We start from the raw sequence: 24,057 nt of genomic DNA, 5'->3' as shown, positions 1-24,057 counted from the left end.
GTCTTGGAGTGACAAACCTCTATACCGAGACCCCGCCGTCCACGTCTACACCCCGCTTGACATCCACCACACCGCCCTAACTGAGCGGCATTGCCACTAACCCCACCCACCCCACTGCCCACCCCCACTGCCGGCCCCCGCCCCCGCCCCCGCCCCGCCGCGTTGATCAAGAAGTTTGAGCGTCGAGACGCCCAAATTGAGACGCAAACTTCTTGATCAACAAGGTCGGGATGGGTGGTGGGTAGGATGCCGGCTGTGCGTGTTCTGTTGCTGGGTAGTGGTGGACGGGAGCACGCGCTTGCGCTGCGGCTCGCCGAGGATCCGACCGTCGAGCAGGTGATCGCGGCACCGGGGAATCCCGGGATCGCAGGCGTGGCCGAGCTGCGGGAGGTCGTGGCGACGGATCCCGAATCCGTGGCGGGGCTGGCGGTCGAGGTGGCCGCCGACCTGGTCGTGATCGGGCCGGAGGCACCGCTGGTCGCCGGAGTCGCCGACGCGCTGCGGGCCAAGGGCATCGCGGTGTTCGGTCCGTCGGCCGAGGCGGCGCAGTTGGAAGGCTCCAAGACGTTCGCCAAGGACGTGATGACGGCCGCCGGGGTGCCCACGGCCCGCGCCCACACCTGCACCGACGCGGCGGGCACGGCCGCGGCCCTAAACGAGTTCGGGCCGCCGTACGTGGTGAAGAACGACGGGCTCGCCGCCGGCAAGGGCGTGGTGGTGACCGAGGACCGCGAGGCCGCGCTGCGGCACGCCGCCGAGTGCGGTCGGGTGGTCGTCGAGGAGTACCTGTCCGGCCCGGAGGTCTCGCTGTTCGTGGTGACCGACGGCGAGGCCGCGGTGCCGCTGCTGCCCGCGCAGGACTTCAAGCGGGTCGGTGACGGTGACACCGGCCCGAACACCGGCGGCATGGGTGCCTACGCGCCGCTGCCCTGGGCGCCGTCCGAACTGGTCGACGACGTGATGCGCGACGTCGTGCACCCCACGCTGGCCGAGATGCGGCGTCGGGGCAAGCCCTTCGCCGGCCTGCTCTACGTCGGGCTGGCGATCACCGCCGACGGCCCCCGGGTGATCGAGTTCAACGCCCGCTTCGGTGACCCGGAGACCCAGGTGGTGCTCGCCCTGCTGGAGACGCCACTGGCCGGTCTGCTGCACGCCGCCGCCACCGGCACGCTGGCCGAGCACCCGCCGCTGGTCTGGCGCGACGGCGCGGCGGTGACCGTGGTGGTCGCCGCCGAGGGTTACCCGGCCCCGCCGCGTACCGGTGACGTGATCACGGGCGCGGACCGTCCGGGCGTCATCCACGCCGGCACCGCCCGCCGGGCCACCGACGGTGCCCTGCTCTCCGCAGGCGGCCGCGTCCTCTGCGGTACGGCCACCGGCCCCGACCTGGCCACCGCGCGCGACGCCGCCTACCAACTGGTACGCGGCATCACGCTGGCCGGGTCGCACCACCGTGGTGACATCGCGTCGTCCGCGATCGACGGCAGGATCACGCTCCCCGCCTGAGCCCACCGAACCAGCGACGGCCGCTCCGGCCGCGTCGACCGGCCCGGCGGCGTCGACCGGCCGGCAGTGTGTCGACCGGCCCGGCGGCGTCGACCGGCTCGGCGGCATCGACCCGCCCGGCCGGTGTGTCGACCGGCCCTGGCGGCTTCGCCCAGTCCGGCGGCGTCGCCAAGTCCGGCGGCGTCGGCTGGGCTCGGCGGCTTCGACCGGACCGGCGGCCCGACCGGTCGGTCGGCTGTCCGGCCGCCCTGATGGTGCTGATCCGGTTCGTCGGGCGAGCCGCCGCGCCGGACGTCGGTGGCCGAACGGTCGGCGGTTTTGGTCGACGGGCCGCAACGCAACGACTTCCCCGCAGCGTATTTAGTGGCGAGGGAGGTGGGATGGAAGCCGACGAGTTCGAGACGTTCGTCCGCCGGTCCACTCCGGCGTTGCGCCGGTACGCACGTGCGGTCGCCGCCGACCTGGACCAGGCGGAGGATCTCCTCCAGGAGACCTACGTCCGGGTGGCCGGGGTGTGGCATCGCGTGTTCGCCGACGGCAACCCGTTCGAGTACGCGAAGAACACGATGATCCGACTGCACATCGGCCGGCTCCGGACCCTGGTCCGCCGCATCAGGTTCACTCCGGCAGCGTCACCGCTGGTCGCCGACGGCGGGACCGGCAGCAGCACCGAGGTCGGTCTCGGCCGCGTCACCGGGCATGGGTCCGACCACGTCGACGACGGCTGGTCCGGCGACGGCGTCGAGGACGCAGACCTGCTGCGTCGACTGCTGGCCGGGTTGCCGCCCGCGCAACGGGCGGTGCTCGTCATGGCGTACCTCGACGATCTGGACGACGCGGCGATCGCCGAGGCGATCGGGCGACGACCGGCGACCGTCCGGTCGCTGCGGCACCGGGCGCTCGACGCGATCCGCCCGGGTCTGTCGGGCGTCCGGGCCGGAGCCGGTCGGAAGGTGGCGGGATGACCGACGTCCGGGACGCGCTCCGCGAGGTCTGGGATGACGAGCCCGACCGGTACCCGTCGGGCCCGGATCCGCTGCCGGCGGTGCGGGCCCGCCTGCGTCGTCGTCGCCGTCTCCAGGCCGTCGCCGTGGCGCTGGCCTTGTGCACGGTGGTCGGCCTGGGGGTCTTCACCGTGGTGACCGCCGGCCGACCGGCACCCGCGCCGCAGGTCGCGGCACCCGCCGTGCCCGAACTGCGTGGCCTGCCGGCCTATCTGCGACCGGCCGATCCCGCCGAGGCGGTGCTGCGGATGGCCCGCCCGCAGGCGGTGCCGAGCGGCGACCGGGTGGCGTACGAGGGTGCCGGCCCGGTGATCCGGGTGGTCGCGGTCTTCGACTTCGAGGCGGCGCTGGGACTGCCCGGGGTGCCCCGCGAGGTGACCGTGGCGACTGTGGCGCAGGTGTTGGCCACGGACGACGTGGCGACCTCGACGGCGTACCTGTCGGCGTGGCTTCCCGACGGGCGTACCCTGTTCGTCTCCGTGACCGGGGACACGCCGCAGGTCCGTGCGGCGACGCTTGATGCGCTCGTCGAGGCCAACCTGGGCTGATCTTGGCCGGTCAGACCGGGTGTACCGGCCGATCGGCCCTGACCGTGCGGTTGACATCCCGTGTCACGATCATCGTGCCGGTGGCCTGGTCGGGCCGCCGGGTGCGGGGAGGAGGACAAGGTGACCGGCTTTCTGGCCACGGCACTCAGTTTCCCCACCGTGCTGTTCAGCTTCCTGCTCGTGGTCGTCGTCGGCTACTGGCTGCTGGTGCTGACCGGGGTGCTGGATCTGGGCGACGACCTGGACGTCGACGGCGGACCCGGTACGTTCCTCGCCGGGCTCGGGCTCGGCGGCGTACCCAGTGCGATCATCTTCTCCCTGCTCGTCGCGGTGGCCTGGTTCGTGAGCCTGGCCGGTACCGCGCTGCTCGACGGCATCGGGCTCGGCGCCGGCACCCGGATCGCGGTCTCGGTCGGCGTGCTGCTGGCCGCCGCGTTCTGCGCGTACGCGGTGACCCGGCTGATCGCGGTGCCGTTGGGACGTCTCTTCCCGACCGACTCGGACGCCAGCCGGAACACCTTCGTCGGCCGCCTCTGCGTGGTGCGGACCGGTACGGTCACCGCCGACTTCGGTCAGGCCGAGGTGACGGCGGCGGACGGCTCGTCGGCGGTGGTGCAGGTCCGGCAGCCGGGCGACGACAGGATGACGGCCGGCACCTCCGCGTTGATCTACGACTACGACACCGAGGGTGAGTTCTTCTGGGTGATGCCCGCCGGGCCCACCTTCGACCCCCTGAGACATGCCCCCGAGTAATCGCCCCTGGTGAGTCCGCTTCCGCGCGGATCACCCCGACCTCATCCGAGGCGGCCGGTGCGAACCCCCTTCGTCCGGCCCGTCCGCCACGCTGCCCCTGACATCCCTCGAAAGGAGGATGCGCGGCGTCCCGCCCCGGCCCCGCCGCCGGCTGCCGCCGTCCGCGCGCCCAACCATGGAAGTGATCACCACCGGAATCGGTGTACTCCTCGCCGTCGTCCTGCTCGTCGCGCTCGGCGTGGTGTTCATGGTCAGTCGGCTGTTCCGCAAGGTCGAGCAGGGCAAGGCACTGATCATCTCCAAGATCCGGCGGGTCGACGTGACCTTCACCGGTGCAGTGGTGATGCCCGTGCTGCACAAGGCCGAGGTCATGGACATCTCGGTCAAGACGATCGACATCGAACGGACCGGCAACGAGGGTCTGATCTGCCGCGACAACATCCGGGCCGACATCCGGATCACCTTCTTCGTTCGCGTGAACAAGACGAACGAGGACGTCATCAAGGTGGCGCAGGCGATCGGCACCGCGCGGGCCAGCGACCGGGAGACCCTCCAGGAGCTGTTCAACGCGAAGTTCTCCGAGGCGCTGAAGACGGTCGGCAAGCAGCTCGACTTCGTCGACCTCTACACCAAGCGTGACGAGTTCCGCGACCAGATCATCCGGGTCATCGGCACCGACCTCAACGGCTACAGCCTGGAGGACGCGGCGATCGACTTCCTCGAGCAGACGCCGATGTCGCAGCTCGACCCGAAGAACATCCTCGACGCGCAGGGCATCCGGAAGATCACCGAGCTGACCACGCAGGAGCACGTCCGGACCAACGAGTTCCGGCGCAGCGAGGAGAAGGAGATCACCCGCCAGAACGTGGACGCCAAGGAGGCGATCCTCGAACTGGAGCGGCGGCAGGCCGACGCCGAGGCCAAGCAGCAGCGCGAGATCGAGACCGTGCGGGCCCGCGAGCAGGCCGAGACCACCCGGGTACGCGCCGAGGAGCGGCTGCGGGCCGAGACGGCGAACATCCGCACCGACGAGCAGTTGGGCATCCAGCACGAGAACCGGGCTCGGGAGATCGCGGTCGCGGAGAAGAACCGCGAGCGGGTCATCGCCATCGAGACCGAGCGGATCGAGAAGGACCGCATGCTGGAGGTGATCGGCCGGGAGCGGGAGACCGAGCTGAGCACGATCGCCAAGGACAAGGAGGTGGAGGCCGAGAAGCGGGCCATCGCCGAGGTCGTCCGGGAGCGGATCGCGGTGGAGAAGACCGTGGCCGAGCAGGAAGAGAACATCAAGCGGCTGCGCGTGGTCGAGGAGGCCGAGCGGACCCGCCAGGCGCTGGTCATCCAGGCCGAGGCCGAGGCGCAGGAGAGCCTGGTCAAGGACATCAAGGCGGCGGAGGCCGCCGAGGCGGCGGCGAAGCACAAGGCCCGCGAGGAACTGGTGCTGGCCGAGGCCCGGCAGCAGGCCGCGGAGCTGGACACCCGGGCGAAGATCCGGCTGGCCGAGGGCATCCAGGCCGAGTCGGCAGCCGCCGGCCTGGCCGAGGTGCAGGTGCAGGAGCGCAGCGCCGAGGCGATCGAGAAGGTCGGTCGGGCCGAGGCCGCCGTGGAGCGCGAGAAGGCGGTGGCCGCCGCCGAGGCGGTGCGCGAGAAGCTGAAGGGCGAGGCCGAGGGTCTCACCGAGAAGGCCGCCGCGATGGCCGCGCTGGACGACGCGACCCGCGAGCACGAGGAGTACCGGCTGCGTCTGGAGCTGGAGAAGGAGGTCCGGCTCGCCGGGCTGGACACCCAGCGGCAGGTCGCGGAGGCGCAGGCCACGCTGGTGGCCACCGGGCTGGAGAAGGCGAACATCGACATCGTCGGTGGGGACAGCGTCTTCTTCGACCGGCTGCTCAGCTCGATCTCGTTCGGCAAGAGCGTGGACAGCTTCGTGGCCCACTCGGACGTGGCGAAGAACCTCACCCAGCCGTGGCTGGACGGCAGCGCCAGCTTCACCGACGACCTGACCCGGATGATCGGTTCGCTGAACACCGCCGACGTGCAGAACCTCACGCTCTCGGCGTTCCTGGCGCAGCAGATGCGCTCCGGCGGCGCCGACAAGGGCAAGCTCCAGGAACTGCTGAAGGCCGCGCAGCGCCTGGGTGTGGCGGACACCCCGGTCGCCGCCCTGACCGGTTCGCGGCAGTCCGCCGGTGAGTGAGCCGACCGCCGGTCCGGCGACCACCGGGCGTATGCCCGGTGCCGCCGGGCCGGCCCCGGCGGGCCGGTCCGGCGACGGACCCGATCCGGCCGAGGTCGTGTCGGACGGCGGTACCCGGCCCGGGTTGGACGACGGCAGCTACGAGGTGCTGCGCAAGCGCCTCGCCGGACAGGCCGCCGAGCTGGCCCGGCGGGCCGAGTCGCTCAACGCCCGCCGCTTGGAGGTCTTCGGCAGCACCGAGCTGCGGCTGCTGAGCACCGAGCGGATCCGTACCGAGCACAACTGCGTGCCCCGGGACATCGTCCCGGTCGGCGGGCTGATGCTGTTCGGCTACAACGTCTTCATCGGCCTGAAGCCGGAGACGACCGTCGACGACGTATTCTCGCTGCACCGATTCACCCGCGAACAGCGCGAGGGAGAATCGGAGGAGGTCGCCTTCCGGTTCGACGAGGCCGGTCAGGACGAGCTACCCGGCCTGCTGCGTCACCCGCAGTTCGTCCGGGACTTCAGCGAGCTGTACCGCTACTACCGGCAGGCGCGCCTGCTGCAACTGCGCCGGGTCGACGCCCGGCTGCTGGCGGTGTTCCAGACCGGGCCGCGTACCGAGGACATCCGGGTGCTGCGCTGGCAGGTCGGCGTGGACGGCATCCCGGAGTACCTGGACAGCCGGGGGGAGCGGGACCACGTCTTCCCGCCGAGCCACGACTTCGAGTGGATCGAGACGACCCGGCAGGACCACGTCCTCGGCCGGCACCCGCACATCGACATCGACGGCGAGATCTTCGTCGAGACGGTGGGCGGCACGCTGACCGTCAAGGTGGAGAACAACACCGAAGACGGCGAGGGCATCTACAGCGAGCCGGTGGACGAGCCGTTGCAGAGCCTGGCCGACGCCGACGTGCAGTGGGCGCGGGTGGGGCCGCTGATCCTGCTGCGGATCCTGCCGTACAAGGAGACGCAGTGGCGGCACCTGGTCTTCAACACGCTCAGCCGGGAGGTGGTCCGCCTCGACGGCATCGGGGTGGCCTGCCAGCGGCTGCCCGAGGACCACGGCATCATCTTCCCGGGCGGCTACCACCTGGCCACCGGCGTCACCCGGACCTTCGACACCGAGGTCGCCGACCTGGAGTTCGAGCGGGCGGTGCGGTCGCCGAACGGTGAGGACGTGCTCTACGTCTTCCACGCCCGGGCCGAGGGCCGCTCGCTGCTGCTGCCGTACAACGCGATCCGCAAGGAGGTGGCCGCGCCGATCCCGTGCCACGGCTTCTCCCTGTTCGACGACGGCACGCTCGTGGTGTTCCGGGCCGTCTCCGAGGAGCCGACCCGGGTCCACCCGATGCAGATCTGGCAGACGCCGTACGTCTCCGACGCGTACGCGGCGGCGCAGCCGGCCGGCACCGGTCCGCTGGAGCGGATCGGCAACGCCGACCTGGTACGCGGCATCTCGGACTGCCTCTCGGCGGCGCGGATGGTGCAGGGCAGCGCCACCGCCGGGGTGTACGAGGCGCTGATCGCGGCCTGTGCCCGGATCACCGACCACTACCACTGGCTCGGCGAGGACGAGCTGGGTGACCTGGCCACCCCGCTGAGCGGCTTGCGGCGTACCGCCAGCTCCGTGCTGGAGGAGCACGAGAAGGTCCGTACGCTCACCGAGCAGGCCCGCGCGGAGCTGGACGAGAGCGCCGAGCAGATCGCCTCGCTGGCCCGCCGGGCCCGGGGCGAGGCACCGCTGACCGCCGACGACTGGGTCACCCAGCTCGGTGGGTTGCGTCGGGCGCGCGGACACCTGGAGTCGCTGCGCGAACTGCGGTACGTCGACCATGACCGGATCGACGAGCTGGCCGCCCGGCTGGACGAGGAACTGTCGGTGGCCGGCCGGCGCGCGGTGGAGTTCCTCCGTCGCGACGAGGCGTTCACCGGTTACCAGCAGGAGGTGGAGCGACTCGCCGCGCGGGCCGCCGAGATCGGCACGGTGGCCGAGGCCGGCACCGTCCGCGACGAGCTGGCCGCCCGTACCGACGGTCTCCAGACCATCACCGACGTGGTGGGCGGGCTGGACATCGCCGACGCGACCGTGCGGACCGGCATCCTGGGCCGGGTCGGCGAGGTGCTGGGCGCGGTCAACCGGGCCCGGGCGGTGCTCGACAAGCGGCGCCAGGAGCTGGCCGCAGTGGAGGGCCGGGCCGGTTTCGCCGCCGAGTTCGCCCTGCTCGGGCAGGCGGTCACCGGGGCGCTGGCGGCGGCGGACACCGCCGAACGCTGCGACGAGCAACTCGGCCGGCTGCTGCTGCGGGTGGAGGAGCTGGAGTCCCGGTTCGGGGAGTTCGACGACTTCCTCACCGAACTGTCGACCCGACGTACCGACATCTACGAGGCGTTCTCGGCACGCAAGCAGGCCCTGCTGGACGAGCGGTCCCGGCGGGCCGACCGGCTGGTCGCCTCGGCCGAGCGGATCCTGGTCAGCGTGCAGCGGCGGGCCGGCACGCTCGGCTCACTGGACGAGATCAACACCTACTTCGCGGCCGACCCGATGGTGGGCAAGCTCCGCTCGGTGGTGGAGGAGCTGCGTACCCTCGGCGACGCGGTACGGGCCGAGGAGCTGGACGGCCGGATCCGGGCCGCTCGCCAGGAGTCCGGACGCGGTCTGCGCGACCGCCTCGACCTGTACGCCGACGGTGGCGAGACGATCCGGCTGGGCCGGCACCGCTTCGCGGTGAACACCCAACCGGTCGACGTGGCGGTGGTGCCGGCCGAGGGCCGCATGGTGGTGGCGGTGACCGGCACCGACTACCGCGCACCGGTGCGTGACGAGGAGTTCCAGCAGACCCGGCGGTTCTGGGACCAGCTGCTGGTCTCCGAGTCGGCGCAGGTATACCGGGCCGAGTACCTGGCCACCGCGATCCTGGCCGCCGCCGAGGCGGGCCGCGACGGGCTCACCCTGGACGCGCTGCACAGCGCGGCGGTGGACGCCAACGGGCTGCGGGACCTGGTGCGGCGGATCGCCGAGACCCGCTACGACGAGGGGTACGAGCGGGGCGTGCACGACCACGACGCCGCCGAGATCCTGCGGGTGCTGCTGCGCCTGCACGCCGGTGCCGGGCTGCTGCGCTACCCGCCGGCCGACCGGGCCGCCGCGCAGTTGTTCTGGCGGTACGGCACCGACGAGCCGACCCGGTCCGCCTGGACCGCCCGGGCCGCCTCGCTGGCCCGCGCCCGGCAGCGGTTCGGCCGCCCCGAGGGGGAGGACGCCGCCGACCGGCTCGGCGCACAGCTCGCCGAGGCGGCCGAGACGTTCCTGCGATCCGCCGGACTTCCGGTGCCGCCCGGTGGGACGGCGGTGGCCGGCGAGTACCTGTTCGAGGAACTCTCCTCGCCGCCGGTGCGGTTCGTCACCGGCGGCGGGGCCCGCGCCCTGCTGGACCGGTTCCGCCGGGCACTCGGTGGCCCGCAGTCGCGCTCGTCCCGCGAGTTCGACGACGACCTGCGGGCCCTCGGTGACGACCTCGCCGGCCGTCACCAACTGGTGGAGGCGTGGCTGACCGCGTTCCTGGCCACCGACGACGGCAACCTGTCCGGGTACGACCTGCCGGAGGCGGTCGCCGTCGAGCTGTGCGGTGCGGAGCCGGCCCGGCAGGACAGCACCGCGACGATGACCGAGTCGGTCGGCGGGCTGCTCGGCGCGCACCCGCGCATCGAGGGCTCCACGCTCGACGTACGGCTGGACGAGATGCTGGCCCGGACCCGGGCGTTCCGCACCGACCTGGTCCCCGCATACCGGGACTACCAGCGGCGACGCAACGCCCTGGTGGACGCCGAGCGGGACCGCCTGCGGCTGGAGGAGTACCGGCCGAAGGTGATGAACGCCTTCGTCCGCAACCGGCTGCTCGACGAGGTGTACCTGCCGCTGATCGGCGACAACCTGGCCCGGCAGCTCGGTGCCACCGGCGACGGCAAGCGGGTCGACCAGTCCGGCCTGCTGCTGCTGATCTCACCGCCCGGGTACGGCAAGACGACCCTGATGGAGTACGTCGCCAGCCGACTCGGACTGGTCTTCGTCAAGGTCAACGGGCCGGCCCTGGGCACCAAGGTCACCTCGCTGGACCCGGCCGAGGCGCCCGACGCCACCGCCCGGCAGGAGGTCGAGAAGATCTCCTTCGCCCTGGAACTGGGCAACAACGTGCTGCTCTATCTGGACGACATCCAGCACACCAACCCGGAGCTGTTGCAGAAGTTCATCTCGCTCTGTGACGGGCAACGCCGGATGGAGGGCGTCTGGGAGGGCCGCACCCGCACGTACGACCTGCGCGGCAAGCGGTTCGCGGTCTGCATGGCCGGTAACCCGTACACCGAGTCGGGCAAGCGGTTCCGGATCCCGGACATGCTCGCCAACCGGGCCGACGTGTGGAACCTCGGTGACGTGCTCTCCGGGCGGGAGGAGGCGTTCGCGCTCAGCTACATCGAGAACGCGCTCACCGCCAACGCGGTGCTGGCACCGCTCTCCGGACGGGACCGGGGCGACCTGGAACTGCTGGTCCGGATGGCGCGCGGGGACGACTCGGTCCGCGCCGACCAGCTCTCCCACCCGTACCAGCCGGTGGAGCTGGAACAGATGGTCTCGGTGCTGCGCAAGATGCTGCGGGTGCAGCAGGTGGTGCTGGCCAACAACCAGGCGTACATCGCCTCGGCGGCGCAGTCCGACGATGCTCGCACCGAGCCGCAGTTCCAGCTCCAGGGTTCGTACCGGAACATGAACAAGCTCGCCGAGCGGATCGTGCCGGTGCTCACCGACGAGGAGCTGGAGGCGGTGATCGACGACCACTACCTGGGCGAGGCGCAGACGCTCGCGGCGGGCGCGGAGGCGAACCTGCTCAAGCTCGCCGAGCTGCGTGGCCGGCTCACTCCCGAGCAGGCCGCCCGGTGGGTCGAGGTGAAGGACGCCTTCCAGCGGTCGAAGGCCCTGGGCGGGGGAGGCGACGATCCGGTCGACCGTGCGGTGGGCGCGCTCGGCCTGCTCGCCGACCGGGTCAGCGGAGTCGCCGCCGCGATAGGTCGTGCCAGCGAACGCTGAGGTCTGATGTGTAAGGAAGGGTCCCCTGCTAACGCCTCCGGTATAGCAGGGGACCCCTCCTAACATTCCGGGTATCGGGTGCGGAGCGTCCTGCCATCCGTCCGGCCTGGATGCTGCCGGTCATCGCCTCCACGTGCCGGTACGACTGCGGGTGGAACGGGAGCCGGATGGCCGGCGGGCGTACGCGGCGGCGACACCGAACGCGGCTGTCATGATCGTTCCGACCGCCGCGATCCCGGCGACGGCCGTACCGTTGGTCTTGCTGCAACCGCCGAGAACCGTCAACAGCACCACGGTCAGGAGCGCCATCGCGGCACTGAGGTAAGTGGCGTGCACGGGATGTAGGTGTTCCCGAGCCCTCTCACTCTGGCCGTCCTCCTCGTCGCGGCTCATGGATGCCATTCGTCGTTCCTCCCGGCGCGGTCAACTGTGGACACACTCACGTCTGTCACTAATTAGACAGAGGGTGGTGGGAGATGGCCAACGGGATGAAGTGAATGAGAATCCCATGAACATTCAGGCTTATCGAACTTAAGGGGCGAAAGTCAGCGGATCTGCATCCCGGAGATCGCCCGGGAGATGACCAGGCGCTGGATCTCGGAGGTGCCCTCGAAGATGGTGTAGATCTTGGCGTCCCGATACCACCGCTCGACCGGGTGGTCACGGAGGAAGCCGGCCCCGCCGAGCAACTGGACCGCCTTCTCGGTGACCGACACGGCCACCTCACCCGCCTTGAGCTTGGACATCGACCCCTCGCCCGCAGTGAACGGCCGGTTGTTGCGGCCCATCCAGGAGGCCCGCCAGACCAGCAGCCGGGCGGCGTCGATCTCCGTCCTCATGTCGGCGAGCGCGAAGGCGACGGCCTGGTTGGTGATGATCGGGCGGCCGAACTGGACCCGGTCCCGGGCGTAGTCCAGGGCGTACTCGTAGGCGGCCCGGGCCACGCCGAGCGCCTGGGCGCCGACGGTGGGTCGGGACAGCTCGAACGTCCGCATCGCGGCCTGGCCGGAGGCGCGCTGTCCGGACCGGGCCCGGGCCAGTCGCTCCTGAAGCGCCTCCCGGCCGCCGAGCAGGCACCGGCCGGGCACCCGGACGTCGTCGAGGAAGACGTCCGCCGTGTGCGACGCCCGCAGGCCGAGTTTGCGCAGCTTGCGGGTGGCGGAGAGGCCGGCGGTGCCAGGGGGTACGACGAATGCGGCCTGACCTCGCGAGCCCAGCTCGGGGTCGACCGAGGCGGTGACCACGTGCACGGCGGCGATCCCACCGTTTGTGGCGTACGCCTTCTGGCCACGCAGCACCCACTCGTCGGTCGCCTCGTCGTACTCGGCCCGGGTACGCATCGCGGAGACGTCCGAACCGGCCTCCGGCTCGGACGAGCAGAACGCGGCGACCGCCGGCGAGTCGACGTCACCGAAGCACTGCGGCACCCACTCGACGAGCTGGTCGGGCGTGCCGCTGCCGTAGATGGCGGCGACCGCGAGCGAGGTGCCGAAGATGCTCAGCCCGATCCCGGCGTCGCCCCAGAACAACTCCTCGCTGGCGATCGGCAGGGAGAGCCCGGTGGGGTCGGCCCAGCAGGTGGCGAGGAACTCGAAGCCGTACAGGCCGACCTTGGCCGCCTCGCCGATGATCGGCCAGGGAGTCTCCTCCCGGGCGTCCCACTCGGCGGCGGCCGGGCGCACGACCTCGCTGGCGAAGCCGTGCACCCAGTCGCGCAGATCCCGCTGTTCCTCGTTCAGGTCGAGCGAGAGTTCGACCATCTCAGGCCTTGGGGATGTCGAAGAGGTTGGCGATGTTGGCGGCCAGCCCCAGGTCACCCTTTGCCTTGAGCTTGCCGGTCATGAACATCATGACCGGGTTGGCGTCACCGGAAACGATCTTCAGGAACTCGACCGGTCCCAGCGTCAGGGCCAGCCGCGGCTCGTGCTGCGGGGTCTCGTTGACCGTGCAGGTGCCGTCGGCGATGACCACCTCGTACGTGTCGGTGCCGCCGTCGGGAGCACCGGTGATGTTCCAGTGGATCACCGCGTTGGTGGAACCGGCGCGGTCCGCACGGAAGATCTGCGGCATCCGGCCGAAGACCTCGCCGAGGATCTTGCCGCGTAGTTCCCCCGACATGATCTCGGCGAGCTTGCTATCCGGGGTGCTCTTGACGAGCTGGGCGAACTCCTTCGGGCCCATGTTGGCGAATGCGGCCGGGTCGAAGTCAGTCATGGAACGCACCTCTCGAACAGTGGTTACTCAGGCGTAACCCTACGCACCGGTAGGTATGCTCGCAAGGTGTCCGCGACACCCGCCTTCAAGCGCCTCCCTCGGGCCGTACGCGAGCAGCAGATGCTCGACGCCGCCGTGCGCGTCTTCTCCCGGCGCGGCTACCACGGCGCCAGCATGGACGAGATCGCCGAGGTCGCGGGCATCTCCAAACCCATGGTGTACGCGTACCTGGGCACCAAGGAGGAACTCTTCGTCGCCTGCCTGCACCGCGAGGGCACCCGGATGATGGAGGCCATCGCCGGGGCGGCCGTCCCCGACCTGCCCGCCGACGAGCGACTCTGGCGTGGTCTGCGGGCGTTCTTCCGCTTCGTCGGCGCACACCGCGACGGCTGGTCGGTGCTCTATCGGCAGGCCCGCGCCGAGCAGCCGTTCGCCCGGGAACTGGCCCAGATGCGGGCCAGGATGGTCGAGGTGGTCGCCGGGATGTTGGACCACGCCCTGCGTGCCGAGGGGCGTACGGCAGCCGAGACCGAGTTGGAAGTGGTCGCGTACGCGCTGGTCGGGGCGACCGAATCGCTGGGCGACTGGCTCGCCGACCACCCCGAGGCCGACCCGGAGAAGACCGCGACCCGGATGATGAACGCCGCGTGGCTGGGGGCCGGGCAACTCCTGCACGGCGCGAGCTGGCACCCGCCCGAGGTGTAAGGAAGGGCCCCTTGCTAACGCCTGCGGTAGAGCAGGGGTCCCCTGCTAACAACCCGGCTCCGCACCGCTCGCAGCCCGCCGGTGCGCCCGGTGCCGGAGCCAGCGGATCAACTCGACCAGCAGCGTCACCGAGACTGAGAGCCCGATGCCGGCCAGGATGCCGTGCAGCGGATGCTGCTCGAAGGCGAGCCCGCCGAAGATGCCGAGCAGGACGCAGTACAGCGCCCACGAACCGCAGCCGATCAGGTCGAAGAGGAGGAACCTGCGCAGCGGATAGCGGATGGCACCCATGGCCAGGGTGACCGCCGTCCGCCCGCCGGGGACGTAACGGGCGGCCATGAGGATGACGCCGCCACGCAGATCGACCGCCCGCCGGGCCCACTCCGATCCGGCCCGGCGCCGGCTGTCCACCGGTGAGTGGTCCAGCCGGCGCGATCCGCCGCCGCGTCCGATCCCGTACGAGATGTGGTCGCCGGCGGTCGCGCCGAGCGTGGCCGCCACGATGATCAGCGCCAGGTTCGGCTGGCCACCGGTGGCGAGCACGGTGACGCTGATGACCGCCGCCTCCGAGGGCACCAGCGGGAAGAACGCGTCGACCGCGGTGAGCCCGAAGATCAGCAGATACACCCAGGGTGAGGTGAGTGTCTGCCGGAGCAGGTCGAGCGCGGCCTCCATGCCTCCATGCTCAGGGCACGGGCTGTTAAGAAGGGGCCCTTCCTCTACACCAGGCGTTAATAAGGTGCCCTTCCTTACGAACCTCCTTGTCGGCGGAGGTGGGGCCGTGGGAGGTGAGGAGCACCGGAGCACCGAGCGCCTCGCCGACCGCCTCGGGCCAGTTTGCCGGACCGGCGTCGTAGACCGGGCGCGCCCGCAGCAGGCGGGCGGTGAGGGCGGCCTGCCGGTCGAGGTCGCCGGCCGGGCCCGGGACCAGCCGGTCCAGGCCATCGTAGCGGCGACAGATACGCAGGTCGAGCCCGCGTTCGGCGAGGTCCAGGTGGGTCAGCGCCAGGCCGTCCACCCCGCCCGAGACCGCCAGGGCGTACGCGTGTGCGACGGCGTCGAAGTGGCCGAATCGGAAGCGGCCCTGCCAGGGGTTCGTCGCGTTGTGCGGGTCGGCCAGCGGCAGCGACGGGTCCTCGGTGACCAGCGGTCCTGGACCGTGCCGGGTGGTGACGGTCCGCAGCACCCCGATCCGCAGCGCCGACCCGCCCAGTCCCGCCTCGGCCAGCAGAGACTCGGCGTTGGCGAAGGTGGTGGTGCTCCAGGTGGTGTACGGGTGGAAGCCGTGCCACTCGTCCAGCAGCACCCCCTGGGCGCCCTCGAACACGCACGGGCCGGCCCGCAACGCCCCGGCCAGCCAGGAGCCGTCGACGATCGCCACCCGCTCGGCGAACGCCCGGTACGCCGGCAGGCAGTCCGCGACCGGTGGGGCGTCCAGCGGGCCGAGTTCGGCGGTGAGCCGGTCCCGGAGCGCGGTCAAGCGGCGACGCAGCACCTCCGGGCTGCGGCAGTCCGCGACCCGGGGTGCCTCGTCGGGGTGGGCGAGCCCGTACGCGACGGTCTCGCCCACCCCCTGCCCGCAGGAACCGTGCCGGTCGGCTCCCCGGGCCGTCTCCCGGGCCCGGTTGGCGGCCCGGTGGTACGGGGTGGCCAGTAGCGCCGCCCCGTCCACGGTCAACCGGTCGAACGCGTCGGGCACCCCAACGGCGGCGAGGTGGTCGGCCTCGGCGGCGAGCGCCAACGGGTCCACCACGACGTGCCGGGACAGGTGGGTGCGTACGCCGGGGTGGAAGGTGCCGGCACCGAACTGCGCGAACGTGTGGTGTCGGCCGTCGGGCCGGACGACGTTGTGCGCCGCCTGCGCACCCCCGTTGAACCGGACCACGGTGTGCACCGGGCGGGTGGCGCAGAGCCAGTCCACCACCGTGCCCTTGCCGGCGTCGCCGTACCCGAGGTCGACCACGATCGCGTGCTCCGGACCCGACCTGCCGGCCGAGCCTCCCGTGAACCGGCCCGCCGGACCGCTGGCCAAACCGCCCACCGCATCGCCCGCCGGGCCGCGCCGGGGTGCCGGGACACCCGGGCGCGCAGCGGTCACCTGCTCGTTCACAGCCGGACGACTCCGCCGCCGGTGGTCCGGGTGGCCGGCAGATCGGCCACCTCGGTGCGGCGTGCCCCGTTCAGCCGGGCCAGCGCCTTCGACACCGTGCGAGTGGCCGTCGAGCCGCTCCGGTCCAGGTCCCGCAGGCCGGTGTCGAGGTCGATGGCCTGCTCACCGAGACCGACGGTGAGCGCGATCGTCTCGCAGACCGCGTCGAGGTCGTCCAGCTCCAGGGCGTTCTGGCCGAGCAGGCCGCGCCAGAAGTCGAGCACCTTGCGGTTGCCCGAGTAGTGGCTGCCGGCCGGGAGCAGGTAGTACGTGTCCCAGCGGCGGGTAACCTCGTCGACGATCTGCCGCACCGGCACGTCCTCGCGCGGGTCGTCGCCGATCAGGCGGGCCACCTCGGCGGCCTTGACCGCCGGGTACGCCAGCTCGTCGCCGATGATGAAGAGGTAGCCGCGTCGGCCCCGCTTCTCCCAGCTGTCGGTGACCGTCCGTCGGGCCATGAAATAGAGGGCGAGTTCGTAAGACTCCTTCATCTGGCCGCCACCGCCGCCCTCCAGCACGATCCGCCCGAGGTCCTCGTCCATCCGGTTGTCGGACTCGAACTGGCCGACCTGCAACGGCACCCGGTCGCAGGTGGCGTCGCCGATCGCGCCGAACATGATCTGCGGGTCGCGGGCGTACCCCTGGCGCAGCAGCAGCCCCAGCAGTTGCGGCAGCTTGGCCTGGAGGGTGCGGGGCACGTGCCCCATCGAGCCGGTCACGTCGAACAAAACCGTGACCGGGGTCGACCGCGGGTGCTCGGCCGAGTCGCGGCTCTCCCGCGTCGCGCCGCGCGGGTCCAGTTGCGGGTGCACCACCTTGGCACCGCTGTCGCTGTACGAGAACGCGCTCTTGCCGGTGGCCCGGCGGTACCGGTCGGCGGCGGTGTACACGTCGGTGGACCACATTCCGCTGCCCATGGCAGCCTCCTTAGGGGTTGAGGGTGAAAGGTCGGAAGGTGCGCGGCCCGTAGAGCCGGTGCAGCACCTCGTCGAATTCGCCGAGCAGTCGCCAGGCGTCGTCGGGGCGGCTCGACAGCGACCGCTGCCGACAGCCCGCCGCGAAGGCGAGCAGTTCGTCCGGGGCGTGGAGGCCCATCAACCAGGTCATGCACCGGGTGGCCATGTCGATGTCGGTGCCCGGCCCGCAGGGCCGACGCTCGGTGACCTCGGCCGGATACCACTCCTGGTGGTCGGGGACCAGCGCGGGCACGACGCCGCCGGGCTCGGTGGCGAAGCACCAGTCGACCAGCACCACGCCGTGCGCGTCCGGCTCGATCAGCACGTGCGGCGGCAGCACCGCGCCGTGCACCACGCCGGCCCGGTGGGCCAGGCCGAGCGCGACCAGCAGGCGGCGCCACATCCAGGCCACGTCGCGGGCGTCCAGCCCGTCCGGGTACGCCCGCCGCACGTCGACCAGGCTGTGCAGGCCGGGTGCGGTGGCGAGCACGGTGACCTGGCGTTCCGCCCCGGTGGCCGGATCCTGGTGCGCGAACGTGTCGACCAGGCGGGGCACGTACGGCAGCCAGCGCGGGTCGCCATGGTCGGCGAGTCGGCGCAACGCGCGCTGCTCGCGGATCATCAGGTCGTTGTCGCTGGCCTCGCGGGGCAGCTTGAGCAGCCGGTCCCCGCCGACGTCGTAGAGGTCGGCGAGGTCCCCCGAGTGCGCCGGAGCGCCGCAGCGGTAGCCGTGCAGCACGGTCACCCGGCGGGCGCGCCAGCGGGTGGTGACCCGGACGAACGCGTCGGTGGCGTCGGCGCGTACGCCCGGGGCGGCCCGGTCCAGCCGGTCGGGGTGCAGCGCGGTGACCAGCTCCCGGTAGCGGCGTTCCGGCGCGTCGGCGCCGAACAGGTCGTGGTCGTCGCGGGCGGCGGTGACCAGGCGGATCGCCTCGTCGGTCCTCATCGCACCGTCTCCTCCCGGGCGGGCCGCAGCAGCGCCGGGTGCAGCAGCCGGGCGTCACCGGCCCGGTAGAGCCGGGCGCGCGGGCCGCCCCGGCTGCCGCCGCGCTCGGTGTTGGCGCCGGTGCTCTCCACGAAGCCGGGCACCGAGAGCACCTTGCGGTGGAAGTTGCCGGCGTGTAGCGGGTGACCCCAGACCGTCTCGTAGACGGCGCGCAGCTCGCCGATGGTGAACTCGGGGGCGAGGAAGCGGGTGGCCAGCGGGGTGTACTCCAGCTTGGAGCGGGCCCGCTCCAGCCCGTCGTCGACGATCCGGCGGTGGTCGAAGGCGAGCTCACGGCCGGGCAGCTCGGTGACCGGCACCCAGTCGGCCTCGTCGGCGTCGCTGCCGGCGGCGGCGTCCGGCAGGTCAGGGGCGAAGGCGAGGTGGGCGATGGAGACGACTCGCATCCGGGGGTCGCGCTCGGGCGCGCCGTAGCTGGCGAGCTGCTCGACGTGTACGCGCCGAAGTCGCTCCCCGCCGAGCCCGGTCTCCTCGGCCAGCTCCCGTCGGGCGGCGGTGGCCGGGTCCTCGTCGGGGCGGACGAAGCCGCCGGGCAGCGCCCAGTGCCCGGCGTACGGCTGCTCGGCGCGGCGGATCAGCAGCAGGTGCAGCGCGTCGTCCCGGATGGTCAGTGCGACCACGTCGGCGGTGACCGCGACGGCCGGATAGGCGCGTGGGTCGTAGGAGGCGAGGAAGTCCTGCTCGTTCACGCTCGATCACTCTCACTCTGAGAACATCTCTATGTGAGAACAACTTAGCGCGAAAAGGAGGGCCGGGCAAGTGCCCGACCCTCACCTCAGCGGATCGTGCCTGTCAGATGCGGCCGTCCCCGCTGGTCGTGCAGGGCGATCTCCCACCCCGCCTGGGCCGCCGTAGCGCTGAACGCCACCGTGCTCGGCAACGGCACCGGCAGCTTGAACGCGACGTCGACGGTGTACGCCTCGGGCAGCCGGTTCTCCAGCGCCGCCAGGCAGCGGGCCTTGCTCCACATGCCGTGCGCGATCGGCCGAGGGAAGCCGAACAGCCGCGCGCCCAGCCGGGAGGTGTGGATCGGGTTGTGGTCGCCGGAGACGCGCGCGTAGTCCGTACCCACCCGGGGCTCGACCCGCCAGCGCGCGGACGCGGCCGGCGGCGCGGGCCGCTCACCCCCGTCGCGCCGCTCGCCACCGCCCGGGGTGCGCTGCCGTCCCAGGTACGTCGAGACGCCGCGCCAGACCTCCTCCCCGTCCACCGAGCCGACGAGGACCACGTCGACCTGCCGCCCCCGGTCGTGCGGGCGCAGGTTCTCCGCCCACGTGGTGAAGTCCAGCCGGTCAGCCACCGTGACCGGCCGGTGCACGGTGATCCGGTTGGCCACGTGCACCACCCCGGTCAGCGGGATCGGGAAGTCCGGCGCCGTGATCAGGCGCAGCGCCAGCGGGAAGCCCACCACGTGCGGGAAGGTCCCCGGCAGCCGGTCGGCGAGCCGGAACCCGCAGACCCGGTCGTAGTCGGCCAGCCGGGCCGGGTCCACGGCCACCCGGTCGACGGCCAGTTCCACCGCCGACACCTCGTCCGTCCGCCGACCGCCACGCCCCGGCACCGCGCCCAGCAGAGCCCGCCGGTACAGCGGCCCGGCCGTCGGCAGCGCGGACAGCGTCACCCGCTCCCGTTGCGTGGTCATCACGCCCCCAGCAGGCTCTGGCCGCAGACCCGGATCACGTTGCCGCTGACCGCGCCGGAAGCGGGCCAGGCCAGCCAGCCGATGGTCTCCGCCACGTCCACCGGCAACCCGCCCTGGGAGAGGCTGTTCATCCGGCGACCCGCCTCGCGCAGCACCAGCGGGATCCGCGCGGTCAGCCGGGTCTCGATGAAACCGGGCGCGACGGCGTTCACGCTGATCCCCCGGTCGCGCAGCGCCGGAGCCAGCGCGTCGACCAGCCCGATCACGCCGGCCTTGCTGGTGGCGTAGTTGGTCTGGCCCCGGTTGCCGGCGATCCCGGCGATCGAGGAGACGCCGACGATCCGCCCGCCGTCCGGGATCAGGCCCCGGTCCAGCAGCACGTCGTTGATGCGTTCCTGGCTGGACAGGTTGACATCGATGACCTGGTCCCAGCGGTCGGCGTCCATCCGGCCCAGGGTCTTGTCCCGGGTGATGCCGGCGTTGTGCACCACCACGTCCACCCGACCGTGCCGCTCGGCCAGGTGATCGGCGAGCCGGGCCGGAGCGTCGGCGGCGGTCAGGTCGAGCTGTACGGCGCTGCCACCGATCTCGTTGGCGACGCCGGCCAGCGCGTCCCCGGCGGCCGGCACGTCCAGCGCCACCACCGTCGCCCCGTCCCGGGCCAGCACCCGGGCCAGTGCCGCGCCGATGCCCCGGGCCGCGCCGGTGACCAGCACCACCTGCCCGTCCAGTGGGCGGTCCCAGTCCACCGGTGCGCTCGCCCGCCCGGCACCGACCCGGATCACCTGCCCCGACACGTACGCCGAACGGCCGGAGAGCAGGAACCGCAGGGTCGCCTCCAGGCTGGTCCAGGTGCTCTCGTCGGCCTCCCGCGTGACGTGGACCAGTTGGGCGGTGATGCCCCGGCCGAACTCCTTGCCGATGCTGCGGGTCAACCCCTCCAGGGCCCGCTGGGCGGTCGCCTCGCGCAGCGTGTCGCACTCGGCGGGCGGGGTGCCCAGCACGATCACCCGGCCGCTGGGCTGCACCGCCCGCGCCTGCGGGTGGAAGAAGTCGTGCAGTTGCCGCAGCCCGGTCGAGTCGGTGATGCCGGTGGCGTCGTAGACCAGGGCGGAGCTGGTCGGCGTACGGCCGGAGGTGGGATCGGGGGTGGCGGTGGCCGGGTCGCGCAGGGCGAGCCCGGCGGCGGCCAGGATCGTGCGGACCGGCTCGGCGAGCCGGCCCCCGGTGGAGGTGCCGAGCAGGACCGGCCCGGGGAGGATCGGCTCCCCCGGCGCGTGTCGGCGAAGTCGTGGCGGATCGGGCAGCCCGAGACGCTTGACCAGCGCCCGGCCGGCGCCCGACTGGACAAAACTCGCGTACCTGTCGGTCATAGGCGTAGCCTACTGGCGGGTAAGGTACGGCAACACTCCTGAGGAGGCGGATCGTGCAGAAGGTTCGACGGGTCGCGGTCATCGGCGGCAACCGGATCCCCTTCGCCCGCTCCAACTCGCGGTACGCCGACGCCTCGAACGCGGACATGCTCGGTGCCGCCCTGGACGGACTGGTGGCCCGGTTCGGCCTCGCCGGGCAGCGCGTCGGCGAGGTGGTCGCCGGAGCCGTGCTCAAGCACGCCAAGGACTTCAACCTGACCCGCGAGGTGGTGCTCGGCTCGAAGCTCGACCCGCGCACCCCCGCGTACGACATCCAGCAGGCCTGCGGCACCGGCCTGGAGGCCGCGATCCTGGTCGCCAACAAGATCGCCCTCGGCCAACTCGACGTCGGCATCGCCGGCGGGGTCGACACCACCTCCGACGCCCCGCTCGCGGTCAACGAGGACATGCGCCGCACCCTGCTCCGGCTCAACTCGGCCCGGACGCTGGGCGAACGGCTGCGGATCGCCGCCAAGCTGCGCCCGGCCCAGCCATTCCAGCCGGAGGTCCCGCGCAACGCGGAACCGCGTACCGGGCTGTCCATGGGCGAGCACGCCGCACAGACCGCGCTGCGCTGGAACGTCGACCGGCAGGCCCAGGACGAGCTGGCGCTGCGCTCGCACCAGCGGCTCGCCGCCGCGTACGACCAGGGGTTCTTCGACGACCTGATGACCCCCTACCTGGGGCTCACCCGCGACGCGAATCTCCGCCCGGACACCACGCTGGAGAAGCTCGGCACGCTGCGGCCGGTCTTCGGCGCCAAGGGCCCGGACGCCGAGCGGGCCACCATGACCGCCGGCAACTCCTCGCCGCTCACCGACGGCGCCTCCACCGTGCTGCTGGCCAGCGAGGAGTGGGCGACCGCACACCACCTGCCGGTACTGGCCTGGTTCACCTGGTCGGAGACGGCCGCGGTGGACTTCGTGCACGGCGACGAGGGACTGCTGATGGCTCCCGCGTACGCGGTGCCCCGGATGCTGGCCCGGGCCGGGCTCACTCTCCAGGACTTCGACTACTACGAGATCCACGAGGCGTTCGCCTCGCAGGTGCTGGCCACCCTGGCCGCCTGGGAGTCGCCGGAGTTCTGCAAGGACCGCCTCGGCCTGGACGCCCCGCTCGGCGCCATCGACACCGACAAGCTCAACGTGCACGGCTCCTCGCTGGCCGCCGGGCACCCGTTCGCGGCCACCGGCGGCCGGATCGTCGCCACGCTGGCCAAGCTCCTCGCCTCCAAGGGCAGTGGTCGGGGGCTCATCTCGATCTGCGCGGCCGGCGGCCAGGGCGTGACCGCGATCCTGGAACGCTGACCTCCGGGTCGTCGGCCGTACCCGGTCGGGGCGGGCGGCGGCGGCATCGGGAGAATGGCGGGGTGACGACGATCCCGAACGTGCTCGCCAACCGGTACGCCTCGCCCGAGCTGGTCGCCCTCTGGTCGCCGGAGGAGAAGATCCGGCTGGAGCGTCGCCTCTGGCTGGCCGTGCTCCAGGCCCAGCGGGACCTCGGCGTGCCGGTGCCCGACGGGGTGGTCGAGGCGTACGAGCGGGTGCTCGACGACGTCGACCTCGACTCGATCGCGGCCCGGGAGCGGGTCACCCGGCACGACGTGAAGGCCCGCATCGAGGAGTTCAGCGCGCTCGCCGGGCACGAGCACGTGCACAAGGGGATGACCTCGCGGGACCTCACCGAGAACGTCGAGCAGCTCCAGGTGCGCCGGTCGCTGGAGCTGATCCGGGACCGGGTGGTGGCGACGCTGGCCCGGCTGGCCTGGCACGCCCACGAGTACGCGGACGTGGTGATGGCCGGGCGTTCGCACAACGTCGCGGCGCAGGCCACCACGCTGGGCAAGCGCTTCGCGTCGGCCGCCGAGGAGCTGATCATCGCGTACGAGCGGCTGGAGGACCTGATCTCCTGGTACCCGCTGCGCGGGATCAAGGGGCCGGTGGGTACCGCCGCCGACCAGTTGGACCTCTTCGACGGCGACGCCGAGAAGGTGGCCGAGCTGGAGCGGCGGGTCGCCGAGCACCTCGGCTTCCAGCGGGTGCTGGACAGCGTCGGGCAGGTCTACCCCCGCTCGATCGACATGGCCGTGATCGCTGCGCTGGCGCAGGTGGCCGCGGCACCCTCCTCGCTGGCCACCACGATTCGGCTGATGGTCGGGCAGGAGTTGGCCACCGAGGGCTTCAAGCCCGGTCAGGTCGGTTCCAGCGCGATGCCGCACAAGATGAACACCCGCTCGTCGGAGCGGGTCAACGGCTTCGCCGTGATCATCCGGGGGTACCTGTCGATGGTCGGCGAGCTGGCCGGCGACCAGTGGAACGAGGGGGACGTCTCCTGCTCGGTGGTCCGCCGGGTGGCCCTGCCGGACGCCTTCTTCGCCGCCGACGGGCTGTTCCAGACGTTCCTCACCGTGCTCGACGAGTTCGGCGCGTACCCGGCGGTGATCAACCGGGAGTTGGAGCGGTTCCTCCCGTTCCTGGCCACCACCAAGATCCTGGTGGCGGCGGTGCGCCGGGGCGTGGGCCGGGAGACCGCCCACGAGGCGATCAAGGAGCACGCGGTGGCCGTGGCGCTGGCCATGCGTGAGCAGGGTGCCGCCGAGAACGACCTCTTCGACCGGCTGGCCGCCGACCCCCGGCTGGGCCTCACCCGCGCCGAGATCGACGCCCTGGTCGCCGACCGGGCCGCCTTCGTCGGCGCCGCCCCGGCCCAGATCCAGGCGGTGACCACCCGCATCTCCAAGATCGTCCAGTCCCACCCCAACGCCGCCACCTACGCCCCCCCACCGATCCTCTAACCCCGTTACCCGTTACCTTTTTGATCGTCCCCAGCCGGGGACTGCTCGGTCGCTCGGTCCGGTATGACTAACTGCCCCTGTCGTACGCATGATCCGGGGGGTG

19 protein-coding genes are annotated in these 24,057 nt (G+C 72.0%); 9 read left to right on the top strand and 10 right to left on the bottom strand.

Features of this window, described 5'->3' with window-relative positions:
* Nucleotides 1-255: 255 nt before the first annotated feature.
* The 6 genes from purD (at nucleotide 256) to ACIBO1_RS31475 (ending at nucleotide 11,076) form a co-directional block, all read left to right on the top strand.
* A complete protein-coding gene (gene purD / locus ACIBO1_RS31500; protein WP_396752845.1) occupies nucleotides 256-1,506 on the top strand; it encodes a phosphoribosylamine--glycine ligase in 1,251 nt (416 codons plus the stop codon).
* Nucleotides 1,507-1,886: 380 nt separating this feature from the next.
* Nucleotides 1,887-2,471: an RNA polymerase sigma factor gene (locus ACIBO1_RS31495; protein WP_396752843.1), complete on the top strand. Its 585-nt coding sequence runs from the start codon at nucleotides 1,887-1,889 to the stop codon at nucleotides 2,469-2,471.
* Nucleotides 2,468-3,058 carry a hypothetical protein gene (locus tag ACIBO1_RS31490; protein WP_396752841.1) on the top strand — a complete coding sequence of 197 codons (591 nt, stop codon included), beginning with the start codon at nucleotides 2,468-2,470 and terminating at the stop codon, nucleotides 3,056-3,058. The genes ACIBO1_RS31495 and ACIBO1_RS31490 overlap by 4 nt, the downstream gene beginning before the upstream one ends.
* Before the next feature lie 120 nt (nucleotides 3,059-3,178).
* Complete coding sequence (locus ACIBO1_RS31485) at nucleotides 3,179-3,811, top strand: hypothetical protein (protein WP_396752839.1); 633 nt, start codon at nucleotides 3,179-3,181, stop codon at nucleotides 3,809-3,811.
* Nucleotides 3,812-3,986: 175 nt separating this feature from the next.
* Nucleotides 3,987-6,008: a flotillin family protein gene (locus ACIBO1_RS31480; RefSeq protein WP_350697597.1), complete on the top strand. Its 2,022-nt coding sequence runs from the start codon at nucleotides 3,987-3,989 to the stop codon at nucleotides 6,006-6,008.
* Nucleotides 6,001-11,076, top strand: a complete 5,076-nt coding sequence (locus ACIBO1_RS31475; RefSeq protein ID WP_396752837.1) for a DNA repair ATPase — start codon at nucleotides 6,001-6,003, stop codon at nucleotides 11,074-11,076. Before ACIBO1_RS31480 ends, ACIBO1_RS31475 begins: the two co-directional genes overlap by 8 nt.
* A 120-nt stretch (nucleotides 11,077-11,196) precedes the next feature.
* On the opposite strand, the gene ACIBO1_RS31470 is transcribed toward ACIBO1_RS31475, so the two are convergent.
* The 3 genes from ACIBO1_RS31470 to ACIBO1_RS31460 form a co-directional block, all read right to left on the bottom strand.
* A complete protein-coding gene (locus ACIBO1_RS31470; protein WP_396752836.1) occupies nucleotides 11,197-11,478 on the bottom strand; it encodes a hypothetical protein in 282 nt (93 codons plus the stop codon).
* 143 nt (nucleotides 11,479-11,621) lie between these two features.
* Entirely contained in the window at nucleotides 11,622-12,836 is a 1,215-nt protein-coding gene (locus ACIBO1_RS31465) for an acyl-CoA dehydrogenase family protein (RefSeq protein ID WP_396752834.1), read from the bottom strand.
* Nucleotide 12,837: 1 nt separating this feature from the next.
* On the bottom strand, nucleotides 12,838-13,290 hold the full coding sequence (locus tag ACIBO1_RS31460) for an SCP2 sterol-binding domain-containing protein (RefSeq protein WP_396752832.1): 453 nt from the start codon (nucleotides 13,288-13,290) through the stop codon (nucleotides 12,838-12,840).
* 66 nt (nucleotides 13,291-13,356) lie between these two features.
* Here ACIBO1_RS31460 and ACIBO1_RS31455 point away from each other — a divergent pair, with 66 nt between their 5' ends.
* Entirely contained in the window at nucleotides 13,357-13,995 is a 639-nt protein-coding gene (locus ACIBO1_RS31455; RefSeq protein ID WP_396752830.1) for a TetR/AcrR family transcriptional regulator, read from the top strand.
* Between the two features lie 45 nt (nucleotides 13,996-14,040).
* Here the strand turns inward: ACIBO1_RS31455 and ACIBO1_RS31450 are convergent, their stop codons facing one another.
* The 7 genes from ACIBO1_RS31450 to ACIBO1_RS31420 form a co-directional block, all read right to left on the bottom strand.
* Nucleotides 14,041-14,670, bottom strand: coding sequence for a DedA family protein (locus ACIBO1_RS31450; RefSeq protein ID WP_396752828.1), 630 nt, complete (start codon nucleotides 14,668-14,670; stop codon nucleotides 14,041-14,043).
* A gap of 25 nt (nucleotides 14,671-14,695) precedes the next feature.
* Nucleotides 14,696-15,961, bottom strand: a complete 1,266-nt coding sequence (locus ACIBO1_RS31445) for an adenylosuccinate synthetase (protein ID WP_396752847.1) — start codon at nucleotides 15,959-15,961, stop codon at nucleotides 14,696-14,698.
* Between the two features lie 140 nt (nucleotides 15,962-16,101).
* On the bottom strand, nucleotides 16,102-17,061 hold the full coding sequence (locus ACIBO1_RS31440; RefSeq protein ID WP_396752826.1) for a hypothetical protein: 960 nt from the start codon (nucleotides 17,059-17,061) through the stop codon (nucleotides 16,102-16,104).
* A gap of 10 nt (nucleotides 17,062-17,071) precedes the next feature.
* The gene (locus ACIBO1_RS31435) at nucleotides 17,072-18,046 is read right to left on the bottom strand and encodes a serine/threonine protein kinase (RefSeq protein WP_396752824.1); all 975 of its coding nucleotides are present in this window, start codon (nucleotides 18,044-18,046) and stop codon (nucleotides 17,072-17,074) included.
* Entirely contained in the window at nucleotides 18,043-18,795 is a 753-nt protein-coding gene (locus ACIBO1_RS31430) for an NUDIX domain-containing protein (protein WP_396752822.1), read from the bottom strand. Before ACIBO1_RS31430 ends, ACIBO1_RS31435 begins: the two co-directional genes overlap by 4 nt.
* 86 nt (nucleotides 18,796-18,881) lie before the next feature.
* Complete coding sequence (locus tag ACIBO1_RS31425) at nucleotides 18,882-19,748, bottom strand: MaoC/PaaZ C-terminal domain-containing protein (RefSeq protein WP_396752820.1); 867 nt, start codon at nucleotides 19,746-19,748, stop codon at nucleotides 18,882-18,884.
* Nucleotides 19,748-21,121 (bottom strand): 3-oxoacyl-ACP reductase, encoded by a 1,374-nt coding sequence (locus ACIBO1_RS31420; RefSeq protein ID WP_396752818.1) that lies wholly within the window; start codon nucleotides 21,119-21,121, stop codon nucleotides 19,748-19,750. The genes ACIBO1_RS31425 and ACIBO1_RS31420 overlap by 1 nt, the downstream gene beginning before the upstream one ends.
* Nucleotides 21,122-21,174: 53 nt before the next feature.
* On the opposite strand from ACIBO1_RS31420, the gene ACIBO1_RS31415 reads away from it, so the two are divergent.
* On the top strand, nucleotides 21,175-22,467 hold the full coding sequence (locus tag ACIBO1_RS31415; protein WP_396752816.1) for an acetyl-CoA C-acetyltransferase: 1,293 nt from the start codon (nucleotides 21,175-21,177) through the stop codon (nucleotides 22,465-22,467).
* 62 nt (nucleotides 22,468-22,529) lie between these two features.
* Nucleotides 22,530-23,954, top strand: coding sequence for an adenylosuccinate lyase (gene purB / locus ACIBO1_RS31410; protein ID WP_396752814.1), 1,425 nt, complete (start codon nucleotides 22,530-22,532; stop codon nucleotides 23,952-23,954).
* The last annotated feature ends 103 nt before the right edge of the window (nucleotides 23,955-24,057 follow it).

This window comes from Micromonospora sp. NPDC049903 (assembly GCF_044460945.1).
Taxonomy (GTDB): Bacteria; Actinomycetota; Actinomycetes; order Mycobacteriales; family Micromonosporaceae; genus Micromonospora.
The sequence above is the reverse complement of the archived record's forward strand: the minus strand, read 5'-3'. Positions and strand labels throughout refer to the sequence as shown.